General features: G+C 33.2%; 25 protein-coding genes and 2 tRNA genes. 17 read left to right on the forward strand and 10 right to left on the reverse strand.

Going from position 1 to position 23,461, the window contains the following annotated elements; genetic code table 11:
* Positions 1–81 precede the first annotated feature (81 nt).
* From thrS to MTX13_RS01970, 5 genes are all read left to right on the forward strand, one after another.
* Positions 82–2,019 (forward strand): threonine--tRNA ligase, encoded by a 1,938-nt coding sequence (gene thrS, locus MTX13_RS01950; protein WP_250432695.1) that lies wholly within the window; start codon positions 82–84, stop codon positions 2,017–2,019.
* A gap of 28 nt (positions 2,020–2,047) precedes the next feature.
* The gene (gene infC / locus MTX13_RS01955) at positions 2,048–2,602 is read left to right on the forward strand and encodes a translation initiation factor IF-3 (RefSeq protein WP_317238875.1); all 555 of its coding nucleotides are present in this window, start codon (positions 2,048–2,050) and stop codon (positions 2,600–2,602) included.
* A gap of 59 nt (positions 2,603–2,661) precedes the next feature.
* A complete protein-coding gene (gene rpmI / locus MTX13_RS01960; protein WP_250432697.1) occupies positions 2,662–2,859 on the forward strand; it encodes a 50S ribosomal protein L35 in 198 nt (65 codons plus the stop codon).
* A gap of 89 nt (positions 2,860–2,948) precedes the next feature.
* Complete coding sequence (gene rplT, locus MTX13_RS01965; RefSeq protein WP_104736347.1) at positions 2,949–3,293, forward strand: 50S ribosomal protein L20; 345 nt, start codon at positions 2,949–2,951, stop codon at positions 3,291–3,293.
* A gap of 142 nt (positions 3,294–3,435) precedes the next feature.
* Entirely contained in the window at positions 3,436–4,209 is a 774-nt protein-coding gene (locus MTX13_RS01970; RefSeq protein ID WP_250432699.1) for a sulfite exporter TauE/SafE family protein, read from the forward strand.
* Here MTX13_RS01970 and MTX13_RS01975 read toward each other — a convergent pair.
* The 7 genes from MTX13_RS01975 to tgt form a co-directional block, all read right to left on the reverse strand.
* Positions 4,206–5,390 (reverse strand): asparagine synthetase B, encoded by a 1,185-nt coding sequence (locus tag MTX13_RS01975; RefSeq protein WP_394801242.1) that lies wholly within the window; start codon positions 5,388–5,390, stop codon positions 4,206–4,208. The genes MTX13_RS01970 and MTX13_RS01975 overlap by 4 nt on opposite strands.
* A gap of 138 nt (positions 5,391–5,528) precedes the next feature.
* Complete coding sequence (locus MTX13_RS01980; RefSeq protein ID WP_250432703.1) at positions 5,529–6,548, reverse strand: AI-2E family transporter; 1,020 nt, start codon at positions 6,546–6,548, stop codon at positions 5,529–5,531.
* A gap of 31 nt (positions 6,549–6,579) precedes the next feature.
* Complete coding sequence (dnaB, locus tag MTX13_RS01985; RefSeq protein ID WP_250432704.1) at positions 6,580–8,115, reverse strand: replicative DNA helicase; 1,536 nt, start codon at positions 8,113–8,115, stop codon at positions 6,580–6,582.
* A 168-nt stretch (positions 8,116–8,283) separates the two neighbouring features.
* Positions 8,284–9,237: an acetyl-CoA carboxylase carboxyltransferase subunit alpha gene (locus tag MTX13_RS01990; RefSeq protein ID WP_250432706.1), complete on the reverse strand. Its 954-nt coding sequence runs from the start codon at positions 9,235–9,237 to the stop codon at positions 8,284–8,286.
* 61 nt (positions 9,238–9,298) lie between these two features.
* A complete protein-coding gene (locus MTX13_RS01995; RefSeq protein ID WP_250432708.1) occupies positions 9,299–10,195 on the reverse strand; it encodes a DMT family transporter in 897 nt (298 codons plus the stop codon).
* Positions 10,182–11,258 (reverse strand): LptF/LptG family permease, encoded by a 1,077-nt coding sequence (locus MTX13_RS02000; RefSeq protein WP_250432710.1) that lies wholly within the window; start codon positions 11,256–11,258, stop codon positions 10,182–10,184. The genes MTX13_RS01995 and MTX13_RS02000 overlap by 14 nt, the downstream gene beginning before the upstream one ends.
* Before the next feature lie 5 nt (positions 11,259–11,263).
* Positions 11,264–12,394: a tRNA guanosine(34) transglycosylase Tgt gene (gene tgt / locus MTX13_RS02005; RefSeq protein WP_250432712.1), complete on the reverse strand. Its 1,131-nt coding sequence runs from the start codon at positions 12,392–12,394 to the stop codon at positions 11,264–11,266.
* 173 nt (positions 12,395–12,567) lie between these two features.
* Here tgt and MTX13_RS02010 point away from each other — a divergent pair, with 173 nt between their 5' ends.
* From MTX13_RS02010 to MTX13_RS02020, 3 genes are read left to right on the forward strand one after another with little or no spacing between them, the layout of a single operon-like run.
* Positions 12,568–13,413 carry a transketolase gene (locus tag MTX13_RS02010; protein ID WP_250432714.1) on the forward strand — a complete coding sequence of 282 codons (846 nt, stop codon included), beginning with the start codon at positions 12,568–12,570 and terminating at the stop codon, positions 13,411–13,413.
* A gap of 19 nt (positions 13,414–13,432) precedes the next feature.
* Positions 13,433–14,386 (forward strand): transketolase family protein, encoded by a 954-nt coding sequence (locus MTX13_RS02015; RefSeq protein ID WP_250432715.1) that lies wholly within the window; start codon positions 13,433–13,435, stop codon positions 14,384–14,386.
* A 50-nt stretch (positions 14,387–14,436) separates the two neighbouring features.
* On the forward strand, positions 14,437–15,018 hold the full coding sequence (locus MTX13_RS02020) for an outer membrane beta-barrel protein (RefSeq protein WP_250432716.1): 582 nt from the start codon (positions 14,437–14,439) through the stop codon (positions 15,016–15,018).
* 48 nt (positions 15,019–15,066) lie between these two features.
* Here MTX13_RS02020 and MTX13_RS02025 read toward each other — a convergent pair whose 3' ends face one another.
* A complete protein-coding gene (locus MTX13_RS02025; RefSeq protein WP_250432717.1) occupies positions 15,067–16,092 on the reverse strand; it encodes an FKBP-type peptidyl-prolyl cis-trans isomerase in 1,026 nt (341 codons plus the stop codon).
* Positions 16,093–16,173: 81 nt separating this feature from the next.
* Between MTX13_RS02025 and MTX13_RS02030 the strand changes: the two genes are divergently transcribed.
* Positions 16,174–16,554 (forward strand): RNA-binding S4 domain-containing protein, encoded by a 381-nt coding sequence (locus MTX13_RS02030; protein WP_250432719.1) that lies wholly within the window; start codon positions 16,174–16,176, stop codon positions 16,552–16,554.
* Positions 16,555–16,601: 47 nt separating this feature from the next.
* Positions 16,602–17,108, forward strand: a complete 507-nt coding sequence (locus tag MTX13_RS02035) for a phosphoribosyltransferase family protein (RefSeq protein WP_250432720.1) — start codon at positions 16,602–16,604, stop codon at positions 17,106–17,108.
* Here MTX13_RS02035 and MTX13_RS02040 read toward each other — a convergent pair.
* Entirely contained in the window at positions 17,100–17,618 is a 519-nt protein-coding gene (locus tag MTX13_RS02040; protein WP_250432722.1) for a shikimate kinase, read from the reverse strand. The two genes, MTX13_RS02035 and MTX13_RS02040, sit on opposite strands and share 9 nt — an antisense overlap.
* A 129-nt stretch (positions 17,619–17,747) precedes the next feature.
* Between MTX13_RS02040 and MTX13_RS02045 the strand changes: the two genes are divergently transcribed.
* The 7 genes from MTX13_RS02045 (at position 17,748) to MTX13_RS02075 (ending at position 22,911) form a co-directional block, all read left to right on the forward strand.
* A tRNA-Lys gene (locus MTX13_RS02045) sits at positions 17,748–17,820 on the forward strand.
* A 54-nt stretch (positions 17,821–17,874) separates the two neighbouring features.
* Positions 17,875–17,960: transfer RNA gene (locus MTX13_RS02050), tRNA-Leu, on the forward strand.
* A gap of 76 nt (positions 17,961–18,036) precedes the next feature.
* Entirely contained in the window at positions 18,037–18,933 is an 897-nt protein-coding gene (locus MTX13_RS02055; protein WP_250432724.1) for a MerR family transcriptional regulator, read from the forward strand.
* 45 nt (positions 18,934–18,978) lie between these two features.
* Positions 18,979–20,445: a phytoene desaturase family protein gene (locus tag MTX13_RS02060; protein WP_250432725.1), complete on the forward strand. Its 1,467-nt coding sequence runs from the start codon at positions 18,979–18,981 to the stop codon at positions 20,443–20,445.
* A 2-nt stretch (positions 20,446–20,447) separates the two neighbouring features.
* The gene (locus tag MTX13_RS02065) at positions 20,448–21,287 is read left to right on the forward strand and encodes a phytoene/squalene synthase family protein (RefSeq protein ID WP_250432726.1); all 840 of its coding nucleotides are present in this window, start codon (positions 20,448–20,450) and stop codon (positions 21,285–21,287) included.
* Position 21,288: 1 nt separating this feature from the next.
* A complete protein-coding gene (locus tag MTX13_RS02070) occupies positions 21,289–21,738 on the forward strand; it encodes a sterol desaturase family protein (protein WP_250432728.1) in 450 nt (149 codons plus the stop codon).
* A gap of 21 nt (positions 21,739–21,759) precedes the next feature.
* Complete coding sequence (locus MTX13_RS02075; RefSeq protein ID WP_250432730.1) at positions 21,760–22,911, forward strand: lycopene cyclase family protein; 1,152 nt, start codon at positions 21,760–21,762, stop codon at positions 22,909–22,911.
* Here the strand turns inward: MTX13_RS02075 and MTX13_RS02080 are convergent.
* Positions 22,897–23,460, reverse strand: a complete 564-nt coding sequence (locus MTX13_RS02080; protein WP_250432732.1) for a TlpA family protein disulfide reductase — start codon at positions 23,458–23,460, stop codon at positions 22,897–22,899. The genes MTX13_RS02075 and MTX13_RS02080 overlap by 15 nt on opposite strands.
* Position 23,461 lies beyond the last annotated feature (1 nt).

Consider the following 23,461-nt stretch of genomic DNA (forward strand, 5'->3'; position numbering starts at 1 on the left):
TGTTTTTAGTTCCCATCTTATATATTGTACAAGAATAATTATACTATTATCTTTGCCCATTCAAAACATGACATATATATAATGATAGAAATTACTTTGCCTGATGGCAGCATAAAATCGGTTGAAAAGAATTCCACTCCTATGGATGTGGCTAAATCTATTAGTGAGGGTTTAGCTAGAAATGTTATATCTGCTAAATTTAATGATACAGTAGTTGAAACCAAAACACCTTTAACCGAAAATGGCAGTCTTATATTATATACGTGGAACGATGATGAGGGAAAAAAAGCCTTCTGGCATTCCTCTGCCCATATTTTAGCTCAAGCTATTGAAGAATTATATCCTTCTGCCAAGCTTTGGGTTGGACCAGCTATTGAAAACGGTTTTTATTATGATATTGATTTAGGCGAGGAAACCATTTCGGAAAAAGATTTCAAAGCTATTGAAAACAAAATGCTGGAAATAGCTCGTGGAAAACATGAGTTCAATATGCGTTCAGCAACAAAAGAAGAAGCATTGTCTTATTATAAAGATAAAAACGAATATAAAGTAGATTTAATTGACAACCTAGAGGATGGCACCATTACATTTTGTGACCATTCCACTTTTACCGATTTATGTCGTGGTGGACATATTCCAAATACTGGAATTGTCAAAGCAGTAAAAATATTAAGTGTAGCTGGTGCCTATTGGAAAGGAGATGAAAACAATAAGCAGCTGACACGTGTTTATGGCATTTCGTTTCCAAAACAAAAAGAATTAACCGCTTATTTAGAATTACTTGAAGAGGCAAAAAAACGTGACCATCGCAAATTAGGAAAGGAACTCGATTTATTTACATTCTCTCAAAAAGTTGGACAAGGCTTACCTTTATGGCTACCAAAAGGAGCCGCATTAAGGGAACGTCTTGAAAACTTCTTGAAAAATGCGCAAAAGAAAGCAGGATACGAAATGGTTGTAACACCACATATAGGTCAAAAGGAATTGTATGTGACGTCTGGCCACTATGCTAAATATGGTGAAGATAGTTTTCAACCTATACATACTCCAAAAGAAGATGAAGAATTCCTGTTAAAGCCCATGAACTGTCCACACCATTGTGAAATTTATAAAAACAGTCAATGGTCGTATAAAGATTTACCTAAACGCTTTGCTGAATTTGGAACAGTATATAGATATGAACAAAGTGGTGAACTACATGGTTTAACAAGAGTACGAGGGTTTACTCAAGATGATGCCCATTTATTCTGTACACCAGATCAATTAGATGAAGAATTTAAAAATGTTATTGATTTAGTATTATATGTTTTTGGTTCTCTTGGTTTTGAGAATTTTACGGCACAAGTATCATTAAGAGACCCGGAAAATCCTGATAAATACATTGGCAGCGATGAAAATTGGGAAAAAGCTGAAGCTGCCATTTTAAATGCAGCTAAAGATAAAGGTCTTAATTATGTTGTTGAAACAGGAGAAGCAGCATTTTATGGGCCAAAATTAGATTTCATGGTAAAAGATGCTTTGGGTAGGCAATGGCAACTAGGCACTATACAAGTTGATTATAATTTACCTGAACGTTTCGATTTAACTTATAAAGGTAGTGACAATGAGTTACACAGACCTGTAATGATACATAGAGCACCTTTTGGTAGCATGGAACGTTTTGTGGCTATCTTGCTAGAGCACACCGCGGGAAATTTCCCTTTATGGCTTGTTCCAGATCAAGTTATTGTCTTGTCAATTAGTGAGAAATATGAAAAATACGCCAAAAAAGTTTTAAATTTGTTGGAAAATCACGAAATTCGCGCCCTAATTGACAATAGGAACGAAACCATGGGTAAAAAAATTCGGGAAGCCGAAATGAAAAAAATCCCATATATGATTATTGTTGGTGAGAATGAAGAGCAGGAAAACATGATATCTGTTCGTAAACATGGTGGTGAAGATCTTGGCATGATACGTGTAGAAGATTTTTCACAAATTATTGAAAACGAAATAAATAAGAATTTAAAACAATTTTAAAATAAAGTTAAACTAAAATTATAAAGCCATAGCAATACGTAGAAGAAAACAAGCTCCAAGACGAGTAAATCAGGAAGATCAACACAGAATTAACTCTAAAATTAGAGCAGAAAAAATACGCCTAGTAGGTGATAATGTTGAAGTAGGAATCTACACAACAAAACAAGCATTAGCAATTGCTGATGAACAAGGTTTAGACCTTGTAGAAATATCGCCTAAAGCAGATCCTCCTGTATGTAAAGTAATGGATTATAAGAAGTTTCTTTACGAGCAAAAGAAACGAGAGAAAGCTTTGAAAGCTAAAGCTTCAAAAGTAGTTGTTAAAGAAATTCGTTTTGGACCACAAACCGATGATCATGATTACGAATTTAAAAAGAAGCATGCTGAAAAGTTTTTAAAAGAAGGTGCTAAATTAAAAGCCTTTGTATTCTTTAAAGGACGCTCAATTGTTTTTAAAGAACAAGGTCAAATTTTATTGTTACGTTTGGCTCAAGATTTAGAAGAAATTGGCAAAGTGGAGCAAATGCCAAAATTAGAAGGTAAACGTATGACTATGTTTATCGCTCCAAAAAAGACGAAATAAAACCCTGAATGGTTCAGGTTTAAAATAATAAGCGAAATAAATTAAACTAGGAAAGAAAGATGCCTAAAATGAAAACGAAATCTAGTGCTAAAAAGCGATTTAAAATCACTGGCACTGGAAAGATTAAAAGAAAGCACGCTTTTAAAAGTCACATCTTAACAAAGAAGTCTAAAAAGCGTAAGTTAGCATTGACTCATAGTACTTTAGTACATGATAACGATGTTGACAGCATTAAGGAACAATTACGATTAAAGTAATATAGTTCGGTTAAATTATTTATAAACCCTGGAGTTAGGCTCATTTAAAGTATTGGAAACAATCGCCTACTACAAAAACAATTAAAATTATGCCAAGATCAGTAAATTCTGTAGCAAAAAGAGCCAGAAGAAAAAAGGTTCTTAAACAAGCAAAAGGTTACTTCGGACGTCGTAAAAACGTTTGGACAGTAGCAAAAAATGCGGTTGATAAAGCGATGCAATATTCGTACAGAGACCGTAGAAACAAAAAGAGAACATTTCGTGCTTTATGGATAACGCGTATTAACGCTGGAGCTAGACAACACGGTATGTCTTATTCGCAATTTATGGGTAAATTAAAAGCTAACAACATCGAATTAAACCGTAAGGTTTTAGCTGATTTAGCTATGAACAACCCTGAAGCATTTGCGGCAATAGTAAATAAAGTAAAGTAAGGCGTTTCGCCTATTGTAAAACATATTTCGCTTATAAAAACCGACTCACTTGAGTCGGTTTTTTTATGCCTTAATTTTATTATTTAGTTAAATCTTTTTAGCATAATAAATAAGCAATTAAAAAAACATACTTTTACGACAAATGGAATATATAATAATTTGTTTAGTCGCATTCATCGCCTCAATTTTAACCTTCTTTTCTGGGTTTGGACTGGGAACTATTTTGCTTCCAGCCTTTTCATTGTTCTTTCCTGTTGAAATAGCAATTGCGCTTACAGGAGTAGTTCACTTTTTCAACAATATTTACAAGCTTTTATTGGTGGGCAAAAATGCCAAAAGACATGTTCTTATTTACTTTGGTATTCCAGCAGTTATTGCGTCCTTTCTGGGCGCCTATTTATTAATAAATATTACAGATTTAACACCTTTATACAAATACACTATTAATAGCAAGGAATTTACAATAACTCCCGTAAAGTTAATAATAGCTATACTCCTAATTGTTTTTGCCATTATTGAGTTACTTCCTTTTTTAAAGAAGTTGAATTTTAAGAAAAAGCATCTTCCAATTGGCGGCTTTTTAAGTGGTTTTTTTGGAGGTCTTTCTGGGCATCAAGGTGCTTTAAGAAGTGCTTTCTTAATTAATACTGGCTTAACCAAGGAAGCGTTTATAGGCTCCGCTGTTGTGATATCAGCTTTTGTAGATTTCACTAGAATCTCTATGTACTCAACGCGTTTTTTAGAATCTGGGCTAAATGATAATATTCCGCTTATACTTTGCGCAACAATTTCAGCTATTGTTGGCGCCTATTTTGGGAATAAAATGTTGAAAAAAGTCACCTTGGAATTTATCCAAAAGTTAGTAGCAGTATTACTTATTGTAATATCAATAGCTATAGGCGTAGGATTACTTTAGGTTTTTTGCTTTTTCTTTCTAGCTGCAGGAAACAAAACATTATTTAATATCAAACGGTAACCTGGTGATGTTGGATATAAATCCAATTCGGTTTTTGGGTCTCCTACTCTATGTGTATAATCTTCAGGATCATGACCGCCATAAAAGGTGAAAAATCCTTTTCCTTTTATTCCATGGATATATTTGGCTTCTCCATTAGTTCGGTTTTCACCCAATACCAAAACATTTGATTTTATTTCATTTCTAGTAAACGATGTGGTTTGCCCCATAAATCCCTTAACTAAAGCTGTGTGGTTTTGACATAGCATAGTTGGAATAGGGTCCCATTTTGCCGAGAAATCCATTAGTGTAAAATAGTCTGTCATTTTAGGTATTCTACGTTTTTGGGTCATATCAATTGAAGAAAACTCGTAAACCAACGGGTTGCGCTCTAGCGTAAAATTCTTAAAGGCAAACGTTTTGCTATAATCTATTTTTGACTGATAATTAGGTTCACTGGGATCGCCATCAAACATCGGTTCACAAATATCTACACCTTCAGCAGATAGCGCAATATCAAAACTATCTGTTGCACTGCACATGGCAAACATAAATCCACCACCAATAACATAATCCCGTATTTTTTTTGATACAGCTAATTTTTCTTCAGAAACTTTCCCGTATCCCAATCGCGTTGCTAATGCTTCAGCTTCTTTCTTTTCTTCAATATACCAAGCTGCTGTTCTATAATTACCATAAAACTTACCGTATTGGCCTGTAAAATCTTCATGGTGTAAATGCAACCAATCAAACAACAACAAACCATCATTTAAAACCTCTTCATCATAAACTGTTTCATAGGGAATTTCAGCATATGTTAAAACCATAGTTACCGCATCATCCCAAGGTAATTTACCTTTAGGTGTGTAAACCGCAATTTTTGGTGCTTTTTCCAAGACAACCGCTTCCATATTCTTACTAGGGCTACTAATCTCTTCTAAAATAGACTCTGCCCTTGCATTAGACAATACTTCAAACGACACACCCCTTATCTGACATTCGCGTTGAATACGTTCGGTATCTGGTAACAAGAATGAACCTCCCCTATAATTTAAAAGCCATTTTACTTTTAGTTGTTGTTGGAGTGTCCAATAGGTAATTCCATAAGCCTTTAAGTGGTTTTGCTGTCCTTCGGCATCCATAGGAACAAGTATATAAGACGCAAAAGTATTAAGCGATACCAATAAGAAAAATATGAGGCTTAACTTTTTCATAGGTGAAATATACTGAAAAAATACCCCTTCATCCTGCTTTTAAAATAATTTTAACCAAGTAAAAGACTAATGTTTGCCCGATAATAAATTAGCAATAACCCTTGTATTAGGAAATTGCTCTAGCATGATTTTTATGAATACAGTTATTGGAATAGACATGATTAAGCCCGGAACTCCCCAAATATAACCCCAAAGCATAAGCATAACCAATACTGTAATAACATTTAACGAAAAAGATTTTCCCATAAAAATAGGTTCTAAAATACTGCCAAATAACACTTGAACACCAGTAATTGAAACCACAAAAAAGAATAATGTGCTAGTTGGATCTAACTCTATAAAAGCAAAAATTGATAGTAATACAACTGTAATTATTGATCCCACCATCTGCACAAAATTAATTAGGAATGCAAAAAGCCCCCAAAATATTGGGAAACTTACATCAAAAAAGTAACAGGCTAAACCTGTACCTATTCCTGTTGCCGCGCTTACTAAAAACTTAACTTTTATGAACGTAATTAAATCTTTTTCAATTTTTACAAAGGTTTTTACCGAAGTATGTTTTTGTTTTAGAACTATGGTATTTAACACCTTTTGTATGTTGATAGATTCTGCCAACCAGAGCACCACAAAAAAAGCAGTCACTAGAATCATGGTCGTAGTTCTTCTAACAAAATCTATGGTTACACTAATATTTTCAGTATGAATAAACTCTTTTAAAACACTTTTTTTGTCTTCTATTTGAAAACCAAATGTTTCTTGGGCTGTTAGTAAAAGCATGTCGAATTTTTCTTCAGCCTTTACAAAAAAATCGGTTTCAGAATTTAAAACTTCACGGCTTGATATTTGAACTAATTCCGCCCCAATTTTTAATCCTCCAGCAATAATCAAAACCACTATAATTATGCTAGCCGCTTTAGGTACATTTTTTTTTCCTAGCCAACGCATTAGCGGCAAAAACAGCAATGCAATAAACATAGAAAAAATTAATGGTATAAAAATAAAGCCCAATATTTTTAACAAATAAAAAACCAAAGGAATTACAATAATTAGCAATAAAATATTGGTGGTGCGTCTCTCGTTCATAGTAGGATTTTAAAAACTTTCTTTAAAAAGTTTAGAATGGAACATCATTATCGTCAGGAGAACCAAAGGCATCATCTGGACTTGGAAAATTATCTGGCTTAAATGTATTATCGTTTGCTGCAGCATTCATTTTAGAATGGAACTCCTGGTCAAAAGGTGAATCAAAATCATCTAAATTATCAAACTTACCTAAATGTCCAACAAACTTCAAACGAATATTATCAAGACCACCATTTCTATGTTTTGCTACTATAAACTCCGCTTGACCTTCAGTAGGTGATCGCTCTTCATCATCCCATTCATCAATTTTATAATATTCGGGTCTGTAAATAAAACTTACAATATCGGCATCTTGCTCAATAGCTCCAGATTCACGTAAATCTGAAAGTAACGGACGTTTACTACCTCCTCTAGTTTCTACAGCTCTTGATAACTGTGATAAGGCTATTACAGGAACACTTAATTCTTTTGCTAAAGCTTTCAAATTCCTAGAAATGGTTGATATTTCCTGTTCGCGGTTACCACCTTTTTGACTTCCTCCAGCCGTCATTAATTGCAAGTAATCAATTATTATTAACCGGATACCATGTTGTGATGCGAGTCTTCTGGCCTTTGCTCGTAAATCAAAAATGGAAAGCGAAGGTGTATCGTCAATAAACAATGGTGCTTTTTCTAATCCTTTTACTTTTACATTTAACTGTTCCCATTCGTGTTTTTCCAGTTTACCTGTTCTTAATTTTTCTGAAGACAAACCTGTTTCGCTAGAAATCAAACGGGTAATTAATTGAACAGAAGCCATCTCTAAAGAGAAAAATGCTACCGGAATATTTTGATCTACAGCAATATTTCTGGCCATAGATAAGGTTAAAGCCGTTTTACCCATACCAGGACGTGCAGCCACAATAATTAAATCGGAATCCTGCCATCCAGAAGTTAGTTTGTCCAACTTTGAAAATCCAGTTGGAATTCCACTTAAACCTTCTTTATTTGAAATTTCTTCAATTTTCTTTTTGGCCTGAATTACCAAACTTTGAGCGGTTTCACTGGACTTTTTAATATTTCCTTGTGTAACCTCATACAGTTTAGCTTCAGCTTTATCCAACAAATCAAAAACATCTTGAGTTTCATCGTAAGAATCTTCAATAATTTCAGATGAAATTTTTATAAGACTACGTTGAATATATTTTTGCAAAATAATTCTTGCATGGAACTCAATATGTGCAGAAGACGATACTTTTTGAGTTAATGAAATAAGATAAAAATCGCCACCTACCAAATCAAGCTTTTGATTTTTCTTAAGTTGGCTTGAAACGGTTAATAAGTCAATGGGCTCACTGTTTTCGAATAATTGAAAAACCGCTTCAAATATATGCTGATGTGCTTCCTTGTAAAAAGCTTCAGGGCTTAAAATATCGATTACCTCATCAACACCTTTTTTGTCAATCATCATGGCACCGAGCACAACCTCTTCTAAATCAATAGCTTGAGGTGGTATTTTTCCTTTTTCTAGGTTTATTATTGTGCTTTTATCGACTTGGTAGCCTTTTATTTGGTTAGGTTGTTTCATGCTGACGAAAGTAAATAAAACAATGTTATTTTTTTAGTATTGTTAGCCCTACATTGTTAACCATAAGTTAACAAACTAACTGTTAATAAGTTAAAAATATTGTTGATAAGCATAAAAAAATCTGAAACTAATAATTCCAGATTTTAAGTTTCTATGATTATTAGGGAGTTATCCTTTAAAAACACCCATATCTAAATACTTATCCATACGATTATTAACTAAATCTTTTGGTGATAAGTTTTTTAGCTCCTCATGAGTTTTTAAAATGGCATCGCGAACAGCTAAAAAGGTTTTTTCTCTATCGCTATGCGCTCCTCCTAAAGGTTCTTTAATAATCTGGTCGACTAGTTTCATCTTTTTCATGTCACTGGCCGTTAATTTTAATGCTTCGGCAGCTTGCTCTTTAAACTCCCAACTACGCCATAAAATTGAAGAACACGATTCTGGGGATATTACAGAATACCACGTATTCTCTAGCATCAACACTTTATCGCCTACACCAATACCCAATGCACCACCAGATGCACCTTCACCAATAATAATGGTGATAATGGGAACTTTTAAACGTGTCATTTCAAGAATATTTCTTGCAATAGCTTCACCCTGACCACGCTCTTCAGCTTCTAAACCTGGGTAAGCTCCTGGCGTGTCAATTAATGTAATTACAGGAATTCCAAATTTTTCTGCAGACTTCATTAAACGCAACGCTTTACGATAGCCTTCAGGGTTGGCCATACCAAAATTTCGATACTGTCTTGTTTTGGTGTTATATCCTTTTTGTTGACCAACAATCATAAAGCTTTGGTCTCCTATTTTACCTAAACCACCAATCATGGCCTTATCGTCCTTTACATTTCTATCACCATGCAATTCTAAGAACGAATCGCCAAAAAGGGCTTTTATATAGTCTAATGTATATGGTCTACTTGGGTGGCGTGACATTTGAACACGCTGCCAAGGTGTTAAGTTTTTGTATATGTCTTTTTTAGTCGCTATTAATTTTTTCTCAATCTGTTTGCAAGTTTCTGTAACATCAACATCGCTCTCCTCACCTATAACTTGACATTTCTGCAATTGCTCTTCAAGTTCTTTAATAGGAAGTTCAAATTCTAAATATTCCATAGAAATTTGTTATTAAATTTAGTTAGTGTACAAATATAAAAACTTTAATCGTCTTTAAATATTAAGCTGGATTTCTTTTTAGTTTTTTAGAGTTTTTTAGAATTCCATTTAGCATTACAACACTAATCACAATGGTAGCTCCAATATAAAAATTAAAACTCATATTCTCTTTTTCAGGAAAAATAATTATAGCTAATATGATTCCGTAAACCGGCTCTAAATTATAAGTTAGCACTACGGTATAAGGGTTAATATAGCGCATAACATAAACCGAAGCAATAAAAGCATAAGCCGTACAAACAGACGCTAATATTAACAGATAAACAATATCGTAAACGTGCAACATAAAGAAATCAGTATTAAATCCTGAATTGGAAAACAATAAGTACAAACTGATAAATGCCACTCCACTTATAAACTCGTAAAACGAGATAACTGTAGCCGTATGTTGCTCTAAAAATTTACCGTTTAACACAGCAAAAAATGATGATAAAAAGGCTGAAATAATTCCTAAAACAATACCTAAAAGGTATTCCAACTCACTTTGGGTAATAATATATACTCCAATTATGACAATAATCCCAAAAATAATTTCATACCAAATAACCTTACGCTTATAAATCAATGGTTCAATTAGCGATGCAAAAAAGGCACCTGTTGAGAACATGGCTAAAGCAATAGATACGTTAGACGCTTTTATTGAAGCAAAAAATGTAATCCAATGCAGCGCTATAATGATGCCCGCAAAACTCAACTTTAAAATAGAACGAAAAGAAATTCTAATTTTTGCTTTAGAAAACACAACGTATAAAGCCATAAAAACCAAAGCAAAAAGCATACGATACCATACCAAAGGAATGGCATCAATTGTTATTAACTGACCTAATATTGCTGTAAAACCAGCAATAAATACCAACACATGAAGATGCAGATAATTCTTAAGTTTAGCGTTTTGCATTGTAAAGCAAGTAAACTGCTAAAATACCGAATAAAACATTAGGAAACCATACTGCAATTAAGGGGGGAAAATCAGATTGCGCAGCTAAAACTCCAAAAATTTTATCGAAAAACACAAAAACCATGGCGATACAAATACCGAATGCCAAGTTAACACCCATTCCGCCACGTCTTTTTATAGATGAAACAGCAACAGCAATTACAGTAAGTATAAAGACAGAAACCGGTAAACTCCATTTTCTATATTGAACCAATTTATAACGGCTTATATTTGATGAGCCTCGCTTTTCCTCTTTCTCAATAAACCTGTTTAACTCACCATATGGTAAGGTTTCAGCTATGTATTCTACAGGTGTTAAGTCTTCTAAATCAAATGGAAACACGGTATCCTTTCGTCTGGTATACTCCAATATATCACCATCTTCACCAATAGTTCTTTTAAGATATGAAAGAAGCTTATATGTTGAATCTTTTTCTACAAACCGAATGGAGTTAGCCTTGATTTTATAAGTCATTTTGTTGTTTTCAAAATGCTCTAATGTAAAATTTTGCCCACTTTGTTGTTTAGCATCAAAACTACTGACATATATATAATCGTTATCGTTAATCTGTCTATACACATTACGATTATCTACAGGACTCTTATTTGATTTTAAATATTTATAGTTAAAGTCATTAAAGCCTTTACTTGCATTTGGAGCCAAATACAGCCCTAAAGCTAATGCCAAAATTGAAACTATAAATGCACCAATTAAGTACGGTCTTAAAAACCTTGAAAATGAAACACCAGAACTTAAAAATGCAATAACTTCAGTATTATTAGCCAATTTTGAAGTAAACCAGATAACCGATAAAAAAAGAAAAAGCGGGAACAGTAAGTGAGCAAAATAAATAGTGAAATCTAAAAAATATAGCATTACTTCACTAAATGGCACCTCATTCTCTAGAATTTTACCAATTTTTTCAGCTAAATGCACGGTTATACCTATTGGTATAAACAGCAAAAGCATTACAAAAAATGTAAATAAATACCGCTTTAATATGTACCAATCTAATATCTTCATTGCTGTTACAAACGGTTATCCATTTGTCTAACCATTTTATCTTTCCAAGTCGAAAAATCTCCTGCTAATATATGTTTTCTGGCTTCACGAACCAACCACAAATAGAATCCTAAATTATGAATGGTTGCTATCTGTTTCCCTAATAATTCATTTAATGTAAATAAATGTCGCACGTAGGCTTTAGTATATTCGGTATCTACAAAAGTAATGCCCATTTCATCCAAAGGTGAAAAGTCGTCTTTCCACTTTAAATTTTTAATATTAATCGTTCCGTGAGCTGTAAACAACATACCATTTCTTGCATTACGTGTGGGCATAACACAGTCAAACATATCAATGCCTAAAGCAATGTTTTCAAGAATATTAATGGGTGTTCCAACTCCCATTAAATATCGTGGTTTGTCTTCAGGAAGAATTGCAGTAACAACCTCTGTCATAGCATACATTTCTTCTGCAGGCTCACCTACCGATAAGCCACCAATTGCATTACCAACGGCACCTGCATTGGCTATATATTCTGCCGATTGTTGTCTTAGATCTTTATATGTACTTCCTTGAACAATTGGAAAAAATGCTTGGTCATAATCATACTTTAAAGGTGTTTTCTCTAAATGGTTTATACACCTATCCAGCCAACGATGCGTCATATGCATTGAACGTTTGGCATAGTTATAATCGCATGGATAAGGTGTACACTCATCAAAGGCCATTATAATATCAGCTCCAATTGTACGCTGAATTTCCATAACATTTTCTGGAGTAAATGTGTGGTAACTCCCATCAATATGACTCTTGAATTTTACGCCTTCTTCTTTAATTTTTCTATTAGCTGATAACGAATAAACTTGATATCCGCCAGAATCGGTTAAAATATTGCGATCCCAATTCATAAATTTATGCAAGCCACCTGCCTGTTCTAATATATCAGTTTGAGGACGTAAATATAGATGGTAGGTATTACCTAGTATAATATCAGGATTAATGTCTTGCTTTAATTCACGTTGGTGAACACCTTTAACTGTAGCAACCGTACCTACTGGCATAAAAATAGGCGTCTCAATCGTTCCATGGTCAGTTGTTATAACACCAGCTCTTGCTTTAGTTTGCTTATCGGTACCTAATAAATTGAATTTCATGACTTATAATCTATCAAGGCGCAAAGATAATTATCTGAATATTTTAAGCATTACAATTGTAATTAAATTAACTTATTAACAATAGCTATACCTTGTTAACAATACAAATTATTTTCTTTTATAAACTATCATAAAAACTTATTTTTGACCCTTGAAATTTTAACTACCTAAACATGCCAAGCACACAACAACTAGAAGATTTAACAACACAGGTTCGTAGAGACATTTTACGAATGGTTCACAAGGTAAATTCAGGTCATCCTGGAGGCTCATTAGGCTGTGCCGAATTTTTTGTAACACTGTATCAAGACATCATGGAATACAGTACAGATTTTGATATGAACGGTATAGGTGAAGATTTATTTTTCCTATCCAACGGTCATATCTCACCTGTTTACTACAGCGTACTTGCACGCTCTGGATTCTTTCCCGTAGATGAGCTTAATACGTTTCGTTTAATTAACTCACGTTTACAAGGACACCCAACTACCCATGAAGGATTACCTGGTGTACGTATTGCCTCTGGTTCTTTGGGTCAAGGTATGTCTGTTGCTATTGGTGCCGCTCAAGCTAAAAAATTGAATAAAGACTCACATTTAGTATATAGCTTACATGGAGACGGTGAATTGCAGGAAGGTCAAAATTGGGAAGCTATTATGTATGCTGCCGGTAACCAAGTAGATAATTTAATCGCTACGGTTGATTTAAATGGTCAGCAGATTGATGGTTCTACAGATACCGTTTTACCTATGGGCAGTTTAAGAGCTAAATTTGAAGCCTTTGGCTGGACGGTTGTAGACATTGAAAATGGTAATGACATTGAGTCTATTTTAAAGGGCATGGCGGAAGCTAAATCAAAAACAGGACAAGGTAAACCTGTTTGTGTGTTATTAAAAACGGTTATGGGTAATGGTGTAGACTTTATGATGCATACACATGCATGGCATGGTAAGGCTCCAAACGATGAGCAATTAGAAATTGGTTTATCTCAAAACCCAGAAACTTTAGGTGATTATTAATCTGCAATCAACAACTAAAATGAAAACATATACAAATACAGGAAGTAAAGATACACGCTCTGGTTTTGGAGCTGGATTAACCGAATTAGGACAAACTAATGAAAACGTTGTTGCATTGTGTGCCGATTTAATTGGCTCATTAAAAATGGACGATTTTAAAGCCAACCACCCTGAACGGTTTTATCAAGTAGGTATTGCCGAAGCTAACATGATAGGTATGGCAGCTGGCCTGACCGTAGGTGGTAAAATTCCTTTTACAGGAACTTTTGCCAACTTTTCTACGGGCCGTGTTTACGATCAAATTCGTCAAAGTGTTGCTTATTCTGGAAAGAATGTAAAAATTTGTGCTTCGCATGCCGGACTAACTTTAGGTGAAGATGGTGCCACACACCAAATACTTGAAGATATTGGCTTAATGAAAATGCTTCCTGGTATGGTGGTTATCAATCCATGTGATTATAACCAAACTAAAGCAGCTACAATTGCCATTGCAGAACACAATGGTCCAGTGTATTTACGCTTTGGAAGACCAAAAGTTGCCAATTTCACACCAGAAAATCAAACATTTGAAATAGGTAAAGCTGTTCATTTAACCGAAGGTAGCGATGTTACCATTGTAGCTACAGGTCACTTGGTTTGGGAAGCATTGGAAGCAGCTAAAACTTTAGATGAAAAAGGTATTTCTGCCGAAGTTATTAATATTCATACCATAAAACCACTTGACGACAAAGCCATTCTAGATTCTGTAGCCAAAACAGGTTGTATAGTTACGGCAGAAGAACATAACTTTTTAGGTGGATTAGGTGAAAGCGTTGCAAGAGTATTAGCAACCAACAAACCAACTCCTCAAGAATTTGTGGCTACACAAGATACTTTTGGTGAATCAGGAACTCCAGCACAGCTTATGGACAAGTATGGGTTAAATAGTGCTGCCATTCAAGCAGCGGCTGAAAGAGTAATGCAAAGAAAATAATTAGCCTTATATTTCGTTTTTAATACAAAATCAATTTAAAAACGAATATTATGAAAGCTATTTATTTATGTCTCTTTACATTTTTTATGGCGATTGGCATACATGCCCAATCTGCAAATGGATTTGGTTTTAAAGGCGGCCTCAACTATAATTCCAATGGCAGTTATTATGAATCTGCTATAAGTGCTGCTGAAAATCCTGATGGTAACGTAGGTTACCACTTTGGCGTTTTTGCGAAATTTGGAGGTTTTCTTTTTGCCAAACCCGAGTTGGTCTATACGAGTACCAAAAGTGATTATTCTGATGGCACATTTAAAATGCAAAAAATTGATGCACCTCTATTGGCAGGTGTAAAGCTTTTAGAGTTTTTAAATGTTTTTGCAGGACCTTCATTTCAATATATCATTGATTCGGATTTTGATAACAATGATATTCGTGATATTGAAAATGATATTACTGTAGGCTTAAATATTGGTGTTGGTTTTAGCTTGAAAAAAATTGGTATTGATTTACGTTATGAGCGTGGATTTAGCAATAATGAAGCTACAATAATTAATGACAACAACCTCAATATTGGAAGACTTGATACCAGACCAGAACAATTTATCTTAAGCTTATCCTTAATATTATAAAACAAAAAAGCCGCTTTAAAGCGGCTTTTTTGTTTTTGTTAATATGTCTTATTCTGGAATTGTGTTAACATCTAAAAAATCTGGTGTTCCATCGTCTGTTCTATCCAGCATTACAAACGTTTCAATTGTAATAATTCCGTTTTCTTCAGTTCTACTCATTTCATATTCGTTTTCAGCTAAAACAGGTTCTGTTTCTCCCATGTTGGTATCCACGACATAAGTGTTATACCCTAATTCATCAGCTGTAAAATAGCCATCTCCATCATCTTCATTATCGATAAAATTTGGACCGAAGTCTCCATCAGTATCATCATCAAAAAGGTCACCATTCATATTTAAATCTTCTAAATACGAATATACATTGTCACCATCATGATCTAAAAGTGTACGCTCGTATAGGTCAAATTTAAAAATCAAAGGTGTATAACTCGGCACTCCAATCAATGGTTGTTGAAAATACCCTAAACCAGAAGGAATAAAAACTGCGCCAATTCCGTGTCCATGATATGTGACAGTACCATCTCCATTATCTGTAAAACTTGTACTGGTTTTAAATTCAATAACACCTTGTTGAAAACCTGGCACCACACCTGCAGAAGACCCAACGGTAATTAAATTAAATGAAGCCGGATTCACTGCGCTATCAAACACGTGTCCTGTTGTTGTACTTCCTTCATATATTAGTTTAGCCTCATCGCAAAAATGAATTTCATTACCACTTCCTTGACGAACATTTAGATAATACAACTTATAATCAATACCAGAATCTTCAACAATTTTGTACTGTAATTGCGGACTATCCATTAGAGAAATCTTATCACTATTAGCACCAGCTATAGTATCAAAAACTATCTCAAAAGTATCATTATCTGGATTATCAGGATTTGAGAAATCAAAATCTTCGTAGTTAAAAAAATGTGTACTCAAGAATTCTTCTATTTCAGCTAAATCCTCTTCGTAAACTTCACCTTTATCTCTAGGAGGTACAGTATTAGGACTGTCGTCATCATTATTACATGAAGATAACACCATAAAAAGTCCAATGAATAACAGTACTAATTTTCTTAATTTCATTATTGCTTATTTTTGTGGAGCAAGATACAATTTTTAAATAATTTTGCACAACAACATTAACGTAGTTTTTAGACGAATTGTATGCGAATAGACAAGTATTTATGGTGCGTTAGATATTTTAAAACCAGAAGCATAGCAACAGCTGCTTGCAAAAAAGGGCATGTACGTGTTAATAGCGATACAGCAAAGCCAAGTCGAGAAGTTTATCCTACAGATAAAATTGAGGTGCGCAAAGATCAAATTAATTATAACTTAACCGTTAATGATATTCCTCCAAATCGTGTAGGTGCCAAATTAGTTGATATTTATAGAACAGACACCACACCCAAAGAAGCTTTTGCTGCTACTGAATTGTTAAAGTATTCTAAAGATTACTACCGAAAAAAAGGAACTGGTAGACCAACAAAAAAAGATAGGCGTGATATAGATGATTTTTATGATGAAAATGATTCAGCCAATTAGATGCCTTTTTAAAATATCTATTCTATCTTTGAAAAAAATGACTTTTTATGAATTCTGAAATTAATAACATGATACTTGATCATGATACTGTTATTCACAAAATAAGACGAATAGCATATCAAATTTATGAAAGTAATGTTGATGAAAAAGAAGTGATTTTAGCCGGAATTGACAGCAATGGTTATGTTTTGGCTAAAAAGTTAAAGTCTATTTTAAAAAAAATATCGCCTATCGAGCCTGTTTTATGTCGTGTTGAAATCGACAAAAAAGCGCCTAGAAATGCCATAAAAACATCGCTAAAACCTGAAGAATACAAAGACAAATCTGTAGTTTTAATTGATGATGTTTTAAATTCTGGAACTACTTTGGTTTATGGTGTGAAGCACTTTTTGGATGTTCCTTTAAAACAATTTAAAACTGCTGTTTTAGTTAACAGAAATCATAAAAAGTATCCCGTTAAAGCCGATTTTAAAGGTATATCTCTTTCCACTTCTTTACATGAGCATGTAGATGTAATTCTTGACAAAAAACCTTATGAAGTGTTTTTAAAATAATTCCAAAAGAATTGTTTTTACAATGGTATCAACATCAGAATTGGCATTTAATACAATGTCTGCTTGATTATAATGGGAAAGTCTTTCAAACAAATGCTTGCCAACAAATTCTGCCATATCATCTAAATTAGAAATATGAGCCACCAAAGGCCTGTTTGCTTTATCGTGAAACAATCTTTTAGTTAATTCAGCTATTCCAACACTCAAATAGATACTGGTAACATTATTGTTTTTGGTAATTAGATTTATGTTATTGCCATAGCAAGGCGTACCACCTCCTAATGCTATTACAGATTTATTTGAATTTATAAGGACTTCACTTAAACACTGATTTTCTACTTTTCTAAAAAATATTTCACCTTTAGTATTAAAAATATCTGTGACAGATAAACTTTCTTTTTCTTCAATTACCTCATCTAAATCAATGAACTGCCAATCTAAAATTTGAGCTAATTTTTGACCAATAATAGACTTTCCAGAAGCCATATAGCCCATTAAAATAATATTCATTTTTCTGTTGTTATTTGATAATTAAAAAGATACTTCCTCACCAAACAAAAAAACAAAAAAATCTCTAAAAAAAGTATTGTTTTATTAATTAAACATTATATATTTGCACCCTCGTTACAGAGAAACAATGACCGGGTAGCTCAGTTGGTAGAGCATCTCCCTTTTAAGGAGAGGGTCCTGGGTTCGAGCCCCAGCCCGGTCACAAAAAAGTTAAGCATTTGCTTAACTTTTTTTATTTTTACTCTTTTCTAATAATGCGCACGTGGCGGAATTGGTAGACGCGTTAGGTTGAGGGCCTAATGACCGCTTTTGGTCGTGGAAGTTCGAGTCTTCTCGTGCGCACTTCATAATTTTCTGCTAAATCTTTGTTTGATTACAATAAATTAATTTATTTTTGTTTAATAATTTATTGAAATAAATGAACAATATTAAAACAAATTTCAGTATCAAGGATTTAGAGCACCTCTCGGGAGTTAAAGCTCATACCATTAGAATTTGGGAAAAACGCTACAACTTATTACAACCTAATAGAACAGATACCAATATTAGGTATTACAGTCTTGAAAGTTTGCAAAAACTATTGAATGTAACCTTTTTGTACAACAATGGCTTTAAAATATCTAAAATAGCCAAGATTAATGATGTAGATATAGCCAATACAGTAAAAGAACTTTCTGCCAAAGAGCAAGAAAGTGACCATGCCATTAGTATGTTTAAACTGGCTATGTTAAATTTTGACAAGGTATTATTTTTTAAAACCTTTGATGGTTTAGCTAAATATAAATCTTTTTCAGATATTTTTATTGAAGTTTTTGTACCATTAATGAGTGAAATTGGTCTTTTATGGCAAACCAATACCATTACACCTGCTCAAGAACATTTTATTTCAGAATTAATAAAACAAAAGCTGCTTGTAAATATTGAAACACATCAAACAAAGAATCCTATTGTAAACGACAGGACATTTGTTTTGTACCTACCACTAAATGAAATTCATGATTTAGGCTTATTATTCGTTAATTACCAATTAGTTAAAGCAGGATACCACACCATTTATTTAGGACCAAGTGTTCCAATAATAAGCTTGAAAGATGTTTTAAAGCAATATAGCAACATTACTTTCATTTCTTACTTTACGGTTAAACCCGATGGTGATGCTATTTTAGATTACTTAAATGAGTTTAAAACTGAACTGCTTTCAAATGACAATAAACTTTTAATTTTTGGTCGATTAATAGACAATATAAACCCTAACAACTTAGATAAGTCTATAAAAGCATACCATTCAGTCGAGAATTTCATAAAAGAAATATAAAATTATGTTTTTTTTGTTTAGCATTTTTATATATTTGTTAAACAAATGAAACAGCAAATTATAATAATCGGTTCAGGGTTCTCATCTCTTTCAGCTTCATGCTATCTAGCTAAAGCGGGATATGATGTAACTATTTTTGAGAAAAACAATACCATTGGTGGTCGTGCGAGACAATTAAAAAAAGACGGTTTTAGTTTTGATATTGGTCCAACTTGGTATTGGATGCCAGATGTTTTTGAACGCTTTTTTAAAGACTTTAACAAAAAGCCTTCAGAATATTATACTCTTGAAAAGTTAAATCCTGCATATTCTGTTTATTTTGATAAAAACGATTTTATAACCATTGAAAATACACTCGATAAAATTTACGATGCTTTTGAAAAAGAGGAATCGGGAAGCTCAAAATTACTCAAAAAATTTATTGATAAAGCAAAAGACAACTATAACATTGCAATAAAGGATCTCGTTTATAATCCTGGTGTATCTCCATTAGAACTTGTAACACTTAAAACAATTATAAAGCTAGATCAGTTTTTTAGTACTATAAAAAAAGATGTTAGAAGAGCGTTCAAAAATGAAAGGCTTGCTAAAATTTTAGAGTTCCCCGTTTTATTCCTTGGCGCCAAACCTAGTGACACGCCATCATTCTATAGCTTTATGAACTATGCCGATTTTGGTTTAGGTACATTCCATCCTAAAAAAGGTATGTACCAAGTAATTTTAGCTTTGGAAACTTTATCCAAAAGTTTGGGGGTGAAAATTAAAACCAATGCTCCTGTTGAAGATATTGAAATACTTGGCAAAAAAGTAATCGGTATTACCTCAAATGGTGAAAATTATAGCTGCGATATCCTGTTAAGCGGTGCAGATTATCACCATACAGAAACTTTGTTAAAACCCGAATTCAGGCAATATTCAGAAAAATATTGGGAGAATAAAACATTTGCACCTTCATCTCTATTGTTCTATGTTGGTTTTAACAAAAAATTAAAAAACGTTAATCATCACACTCTATTTTTTGATGTTGATTTTGATAAACATGCACACTCCATTTATGATAATCCTGAATGGCCAGATGAACCTTTGTTTTATGCCAGTTTCCCTTCCATTACAGATTCCAATGCTGCACCCGAAGGTAAAGAAGCTGGAATTTTTTTAATTCCGCTAGCACCTGGGCTTAAAGACACCAAAAAATTACGAAGTGAGTTTTTTACCAAAATTATGGATAGGTTTGAAACCCTAACCTCTCAAAACGTCAGAAGTTCAATACTATTTGCAGAGTCTTTTTGTATTAACGATTTTATTAAAGATTATAATTCTTACAAAGGCAACGCCTATGGTATGGCAAATACCCTCATGCAAACCGCTTTTTTAAGACCTAAACTTAAAAGTAATAAAGTTAAAAATTTGTATTTTACTGGGCAATTAACAGTTCCAGGGCCTGGAGTTCCTCCATCGTTAATTTCAGGAAAACTTGTTGCAGAACTCATTAATAAACACCACGCAAATTAATCATGAAATCAATCTTTGACAATGTATCGCACTCATGCAGCAAAATGGTTACTAAAACATATAGCACCTCGTTTTCGCTAGCTACTAAAATGCTTGCCCCTTCCATTCGCCAAGACATTTACAATATTTATGGCTTTGTTAGGTTTGCCGATGAAATTGTAGATAGTTTTCACAATTATAACCAAGCCCAGCTATTTGAGGAATTTGAAAAAGATTTAAATCTGGCTTTAGAACGTAAAATAAGCTTAAACCCTATTCTTAATGCATTTCAAGAAACTTATCATAAGTACAATATAAACATTGAATTAGTTAATGCTTTCATGAAAAGTATGCGAACCGATTTATTTAAAACAACCTATCTAACTGAAGAGGAATACAAAGAATATATTTATGGTTCAGCAGATGTAGTAGGTTTAATGTGCTTAAAAGTATTTGTTAATGGTAACGAAGAACAATATAAAAACCTAAAATCTACTGCAATGCATTTAGGTTCAGCGTTTCAAAAAGTGAATTTTTTACGCGATTTAAAAAGTGATTACGAAGTTCTTAATAGATCTTATTTTCCAAACACAGATTTGTCAAAACTAGACGAGGAGTCTAAACTATCTATTATAAACGACATTGAAAATGATTTTGAGTTAGGATTAGCTGGCATTAAACAGTTGCCTATAGAAGCCAAATTTGGTGTTTTTGTGGCTTATCGCTATTATAAGCAATTATTGAAAAAGTTAAAAAAAACTCCAGCACTTCAAATTAAAAACGCTAGAATTCGTGTACCGAATTATAAAAAAATTGAACTTCTTACTCGTAGTTATGTAAAATATCAACTAAATTTACTGTAGTATGACGGTTTTACTTTGGATATTAATTTTTTTAGGCACATTCTTTTTCATGGAGTTTATGGCATGGTTTACCCATAAGTATATTATGCATGGTTTCCTTTGGTATTTACATAAGGACCACCATCGTAAGGATCATGACAGTTGGTTTGAAAGGAATGATGCATTCTTCATTTTTTACGCTGTAGTTAGCATCACACTGTTTTTACTTTGGAAATACAACGACTTTTGGGCTGGATTACCAATAGGTCTTGGAATATTTGCCTATGGTTGCACGTACTTTTTAGTCCATGATATTTTTATTCATCAGCGTTTTAAACTATTCAGAAATGCTAATAATTGGTATGCCAGAGGTGTAAGGCGTGCTCATAAAATTCATCATAAGCATTTAGGAAAACATGATGGCGAGTGCTTTGGAATGTTATTCGTACCTTTTAAGTACTTTAAAAAATAGTTTTAAACCTTCAAAAGCTATATGCCGAAGCTATTACATTTCGATTATATAATTATTGGAAGTGGATTGGCAGGTTTACAATTAGCACTAAACTTAAGTCGTGACGATTTCTTTAAAAATAAACAAATTGCCTTAATAGATTCAAAAAATAAAACCGAAAATGATAAAACATGGAGTTTTTGGGAAAAAGGCTCTAGTGAATGGGATAAAATAACACATAAAACCTGGAATACTGCCCTTTTCTATTCGCACAAAGTTAATTTAAAACTTGACTTAGAAGATTATACCTACAAAACCATCCGTTCAATAGATTTTTACACTTTTGCAATCAATGAACTGAAAAAACAGGATAACATACACTTTGTTTTAGACACCATAAATGGCCTAGAAGAACAGGAGCAGGTAAAAGTATTGGGTAAAAAACAAAACTATGTAGGCCAACACGTATTTGACAGTAGGATTCCTAAAGATTTTTTTTCTAACAAAAAGCATGTTCTAGTCCATCAACATTTTAAAGGCATTGTAGTAAGAAGTAAGGCACCTTGCTTTAATCCGGACAACTTTACCATAATGGACTATCGTTTTCAATACAAAAACACAACCAGCTTTATTTATGTACTACCATTTTCTGAAACCGAAGCTTTAATTGAATACACTTTTTTTACTCCACAACTAGTTAACGAACACGTTTATGATGAGGCTATATCCAGTTATCTAAAAAACAAGTTAAATATAGACCAATACACAATTACAGAAACCGAGCGTGGCAATATACCTATGACAGATTTTGAATTTTGGAATTATAATTCAAAACACATCACAAAAATTGGTACAGGTGGCGGATGGGTTAAAGGATCTACTGGATATGCTTTTAAGCACACACAAAAAAACGTTAGTACCATAATTAGCAATCTAAAAGCCCATAAATTGCCTTCACAAAAAATAATAAAGAAAAAATATAAATTCTACGACAAAATTTTTCTTAACGTATTACATGAAAATAATGATAAGGGTGTTTGGATTTTTGAACAGTTTTATAAAAAGAATTCAATAAACACGATGTTTCAATTTTTAGATGAAGACACCTCGTTCTTTCAGGACTTAAAAATTATGAATTCCCTATTCTCCATTACTTTTATAAAAGCTTTTTTTAGGGTTTTATTCAGATATTAGTCTATCTAAAGTAGCCCTTATTTTATCACTATTCCAATTGGCAGCTCCACCTTTATCAACTACTATATTTCCTGACTTATCAATCACGTAGGTTTTTGGTATGCTGTGGATCTCAAAATAACTCGGTGGATTATTAATAGGATTATAAAATTTAAAACTAAAACCTCTTTTATCCTTAAATTTTACGATGGTTTCTGGCTTTTCGTTTGATACCAATAAGAATAATACCTTGTCATTATAATCCTTGTATAAGACTTCAATACTTGGCATTTCGGCAATACAAGGTGGACACCAGGTTGCCCAAAAATTAACAAAAACAACTTGACCTCTGGCGTTATTAAAATCAAAAGGATTTCCGTCTTCATCTACCAACTTCCAATTATAATCTGAAACTGTTTCTTGGTCTGAATTATCAATTGTTGATGGGCTTATTAAAGCTAAACCACTGTGAATAAAAACCTGTATAGGTTGTCTGGTTTGCGGTACAATTAATAATACAATTACTATTATGAAGATTATATTACTCGTCTTTAGTTTTGGCCTTTTCATT

The sequence above is a fragment of the Hanstruepera flava genome (assembly GCF_023634025.1).
Classification (GTDB): domain Bacteria; phylum Bacteroidota; class Bacteroidia; order Flavobacteriales; family Flavobacteriaceae; genus Hanstruepera; species Hanstruepera flava.

Coding starts and splice junctions, on each gene's coding strand:
- thrS (WP_250432695.1), top strand. CDS start 82: ATGATAGAAATTACTTTGCCTGATGGCAGCATAAAATCGGTTGAAAAG.
- rpmI (WP_250432697.1), top strand. CDS start 2,662: ATGCCTAAAATGAAAACGAAATCTAGTGCTAAAAAGCGATTTAAAATC.
- rplT (WP_104736347.1), top strand. CDS start 2,949: ATGCCAAGATCAGTAAATTCTGTAGCAAAAAGAGCCAGAAGAAAAAAG.
- MTX13_RS01970 (WP_250432699.1), top strand. CDS start 3,436: ATGGAATATATAATAATTTGTTTAGTCGCATTCATCGCCTCAATTTTA.
- MTX13_RS01975 (WP_394801242.1), bottom strand. CDS start 5,390: ATGGATGCCGAAGGACAGCAAAACCACTTAAAGGCTTATGGAATTACC.
- MTX13_RS01980 (WP_250432703.1), bottom strand. CDS start 6,548: ATGAACGAGAGACGCACCACCAATATTTTATTGCTAATTATTGTAATT.
- dnaB (WP_250432704.1), bottom strand. CDS start 8,115: ATGAAACAACCTAACCAAATAAAAGGCTACCAAGTCGATAAAAGCACA.
- MTX13_RS01990 (WP_250432706.1), bottom strand. CDS start 9,237: ATGGAATATTTAGAATTTGAACTTCCTATTAAAGAACTTGAAGAGCAA.
- MTX13_RS01995 (WP_250432708.1), bottom strand. CDS start 10,195: ATGCAAAACGCTAAACTTAAGAATTATCTGCATCTTCATGTGTTGGTA.
- MTX13_RS02000 (WP_250432710.1), bottom strand. CDS start 11,258: ATGAAGATATTAGATTGGTACATATTAAAGCGGTATTTATTTACATTT.
- tgt (WP_250432712.1), bottom strand. CDS start 12,394: ATGAAATTCAATTTATTAGGTACCGATAAGCAAACTAAAGCAAGAGCT.
- MTX13_RS02010 (WP_250432714.1), top strand. CDS start 12,568: ATGCCAAGCACACAACAACTAGAAGATTTAACAACACAGGTTCGTAGA.
- MTX13_RS02015 (WP_250432715.1), top strand. CDS start 13,433: ATGAAAACATATACAAATACAGGAAGTAAAGATACACGCTCTGGTTTT.
- MTX13_RS02020 (WP_250432716.1), top strand. CDS start 14,437: ATGAAAGCTATTTATTTATGTCTCTTTACATTTTTTATGGCGATTGGC.
- MTX13_RS02025 (WP_250432717.1), bottom strand. CDS start 16,092: ATGAAATTAAGAAAATTAGTACTGTTATTCATTGGACTTTTTATGGTG.
- MTX13_RS02030 (WP_250432719.1), top strand. CDS start 16,174: ATGCGAATAGACAAGTATTTATGGTGCGTTAGATATTTTAAAACCAGA.
- MTX13_RS02035 (WP_250432720.1), top strand. CDS start 16,602: ATGAATTCTGAAATTAATAACATGATACTTGATCATGATACTGTTATT.
- MTX13_RS02040 (WP_250432722.1), bottom strand. CDS start 17,618: ATGAATATTATTTTAATGGGCTATATGGCTTCTGGAAAGTCTATTATT.
- MTX13_RS02055 (WP_250432724.1), top strand. CDS start 18,037: ATGAACAATATTAAAACAAATTTCAGTATCAAGGATTTAGAGCACCTC.
- MTX13_RS02060 (WP_250432725.1), top strand. CDS start 18,979: ATGAAACAGCAAATTATAATAATCGGTTCAGGGTTCTCATCTCTTTCA.
- MTX13_RS02065 (WP_250432726.1), top strand. CDS start 20,448: ATGAAATCAATCTTTGACAATGTATCGCACTCATGCAGCAAAATGGTT.
- MTX13_RS02070 (WP_250432728.1), top strand. CDS start 21,289: ATGACGGTTTTACTTTGGATATTAATTTTTTTAGGCACATTCTTTTTC.
- MTX13_RS02075 (WP_250432730.1), top strand. CDS start 21,760: ATGCCGAAGCTATTACATTTCGATTATATAATTATTGGAAGTGGATTG.
- MTX13_RS02080 (WP_250432732.1), bottom strand. CDS start 23,460: ATGAAAAGGCCAAAACTAAAGACGAGTAATATAATCTTCATAATAGTA.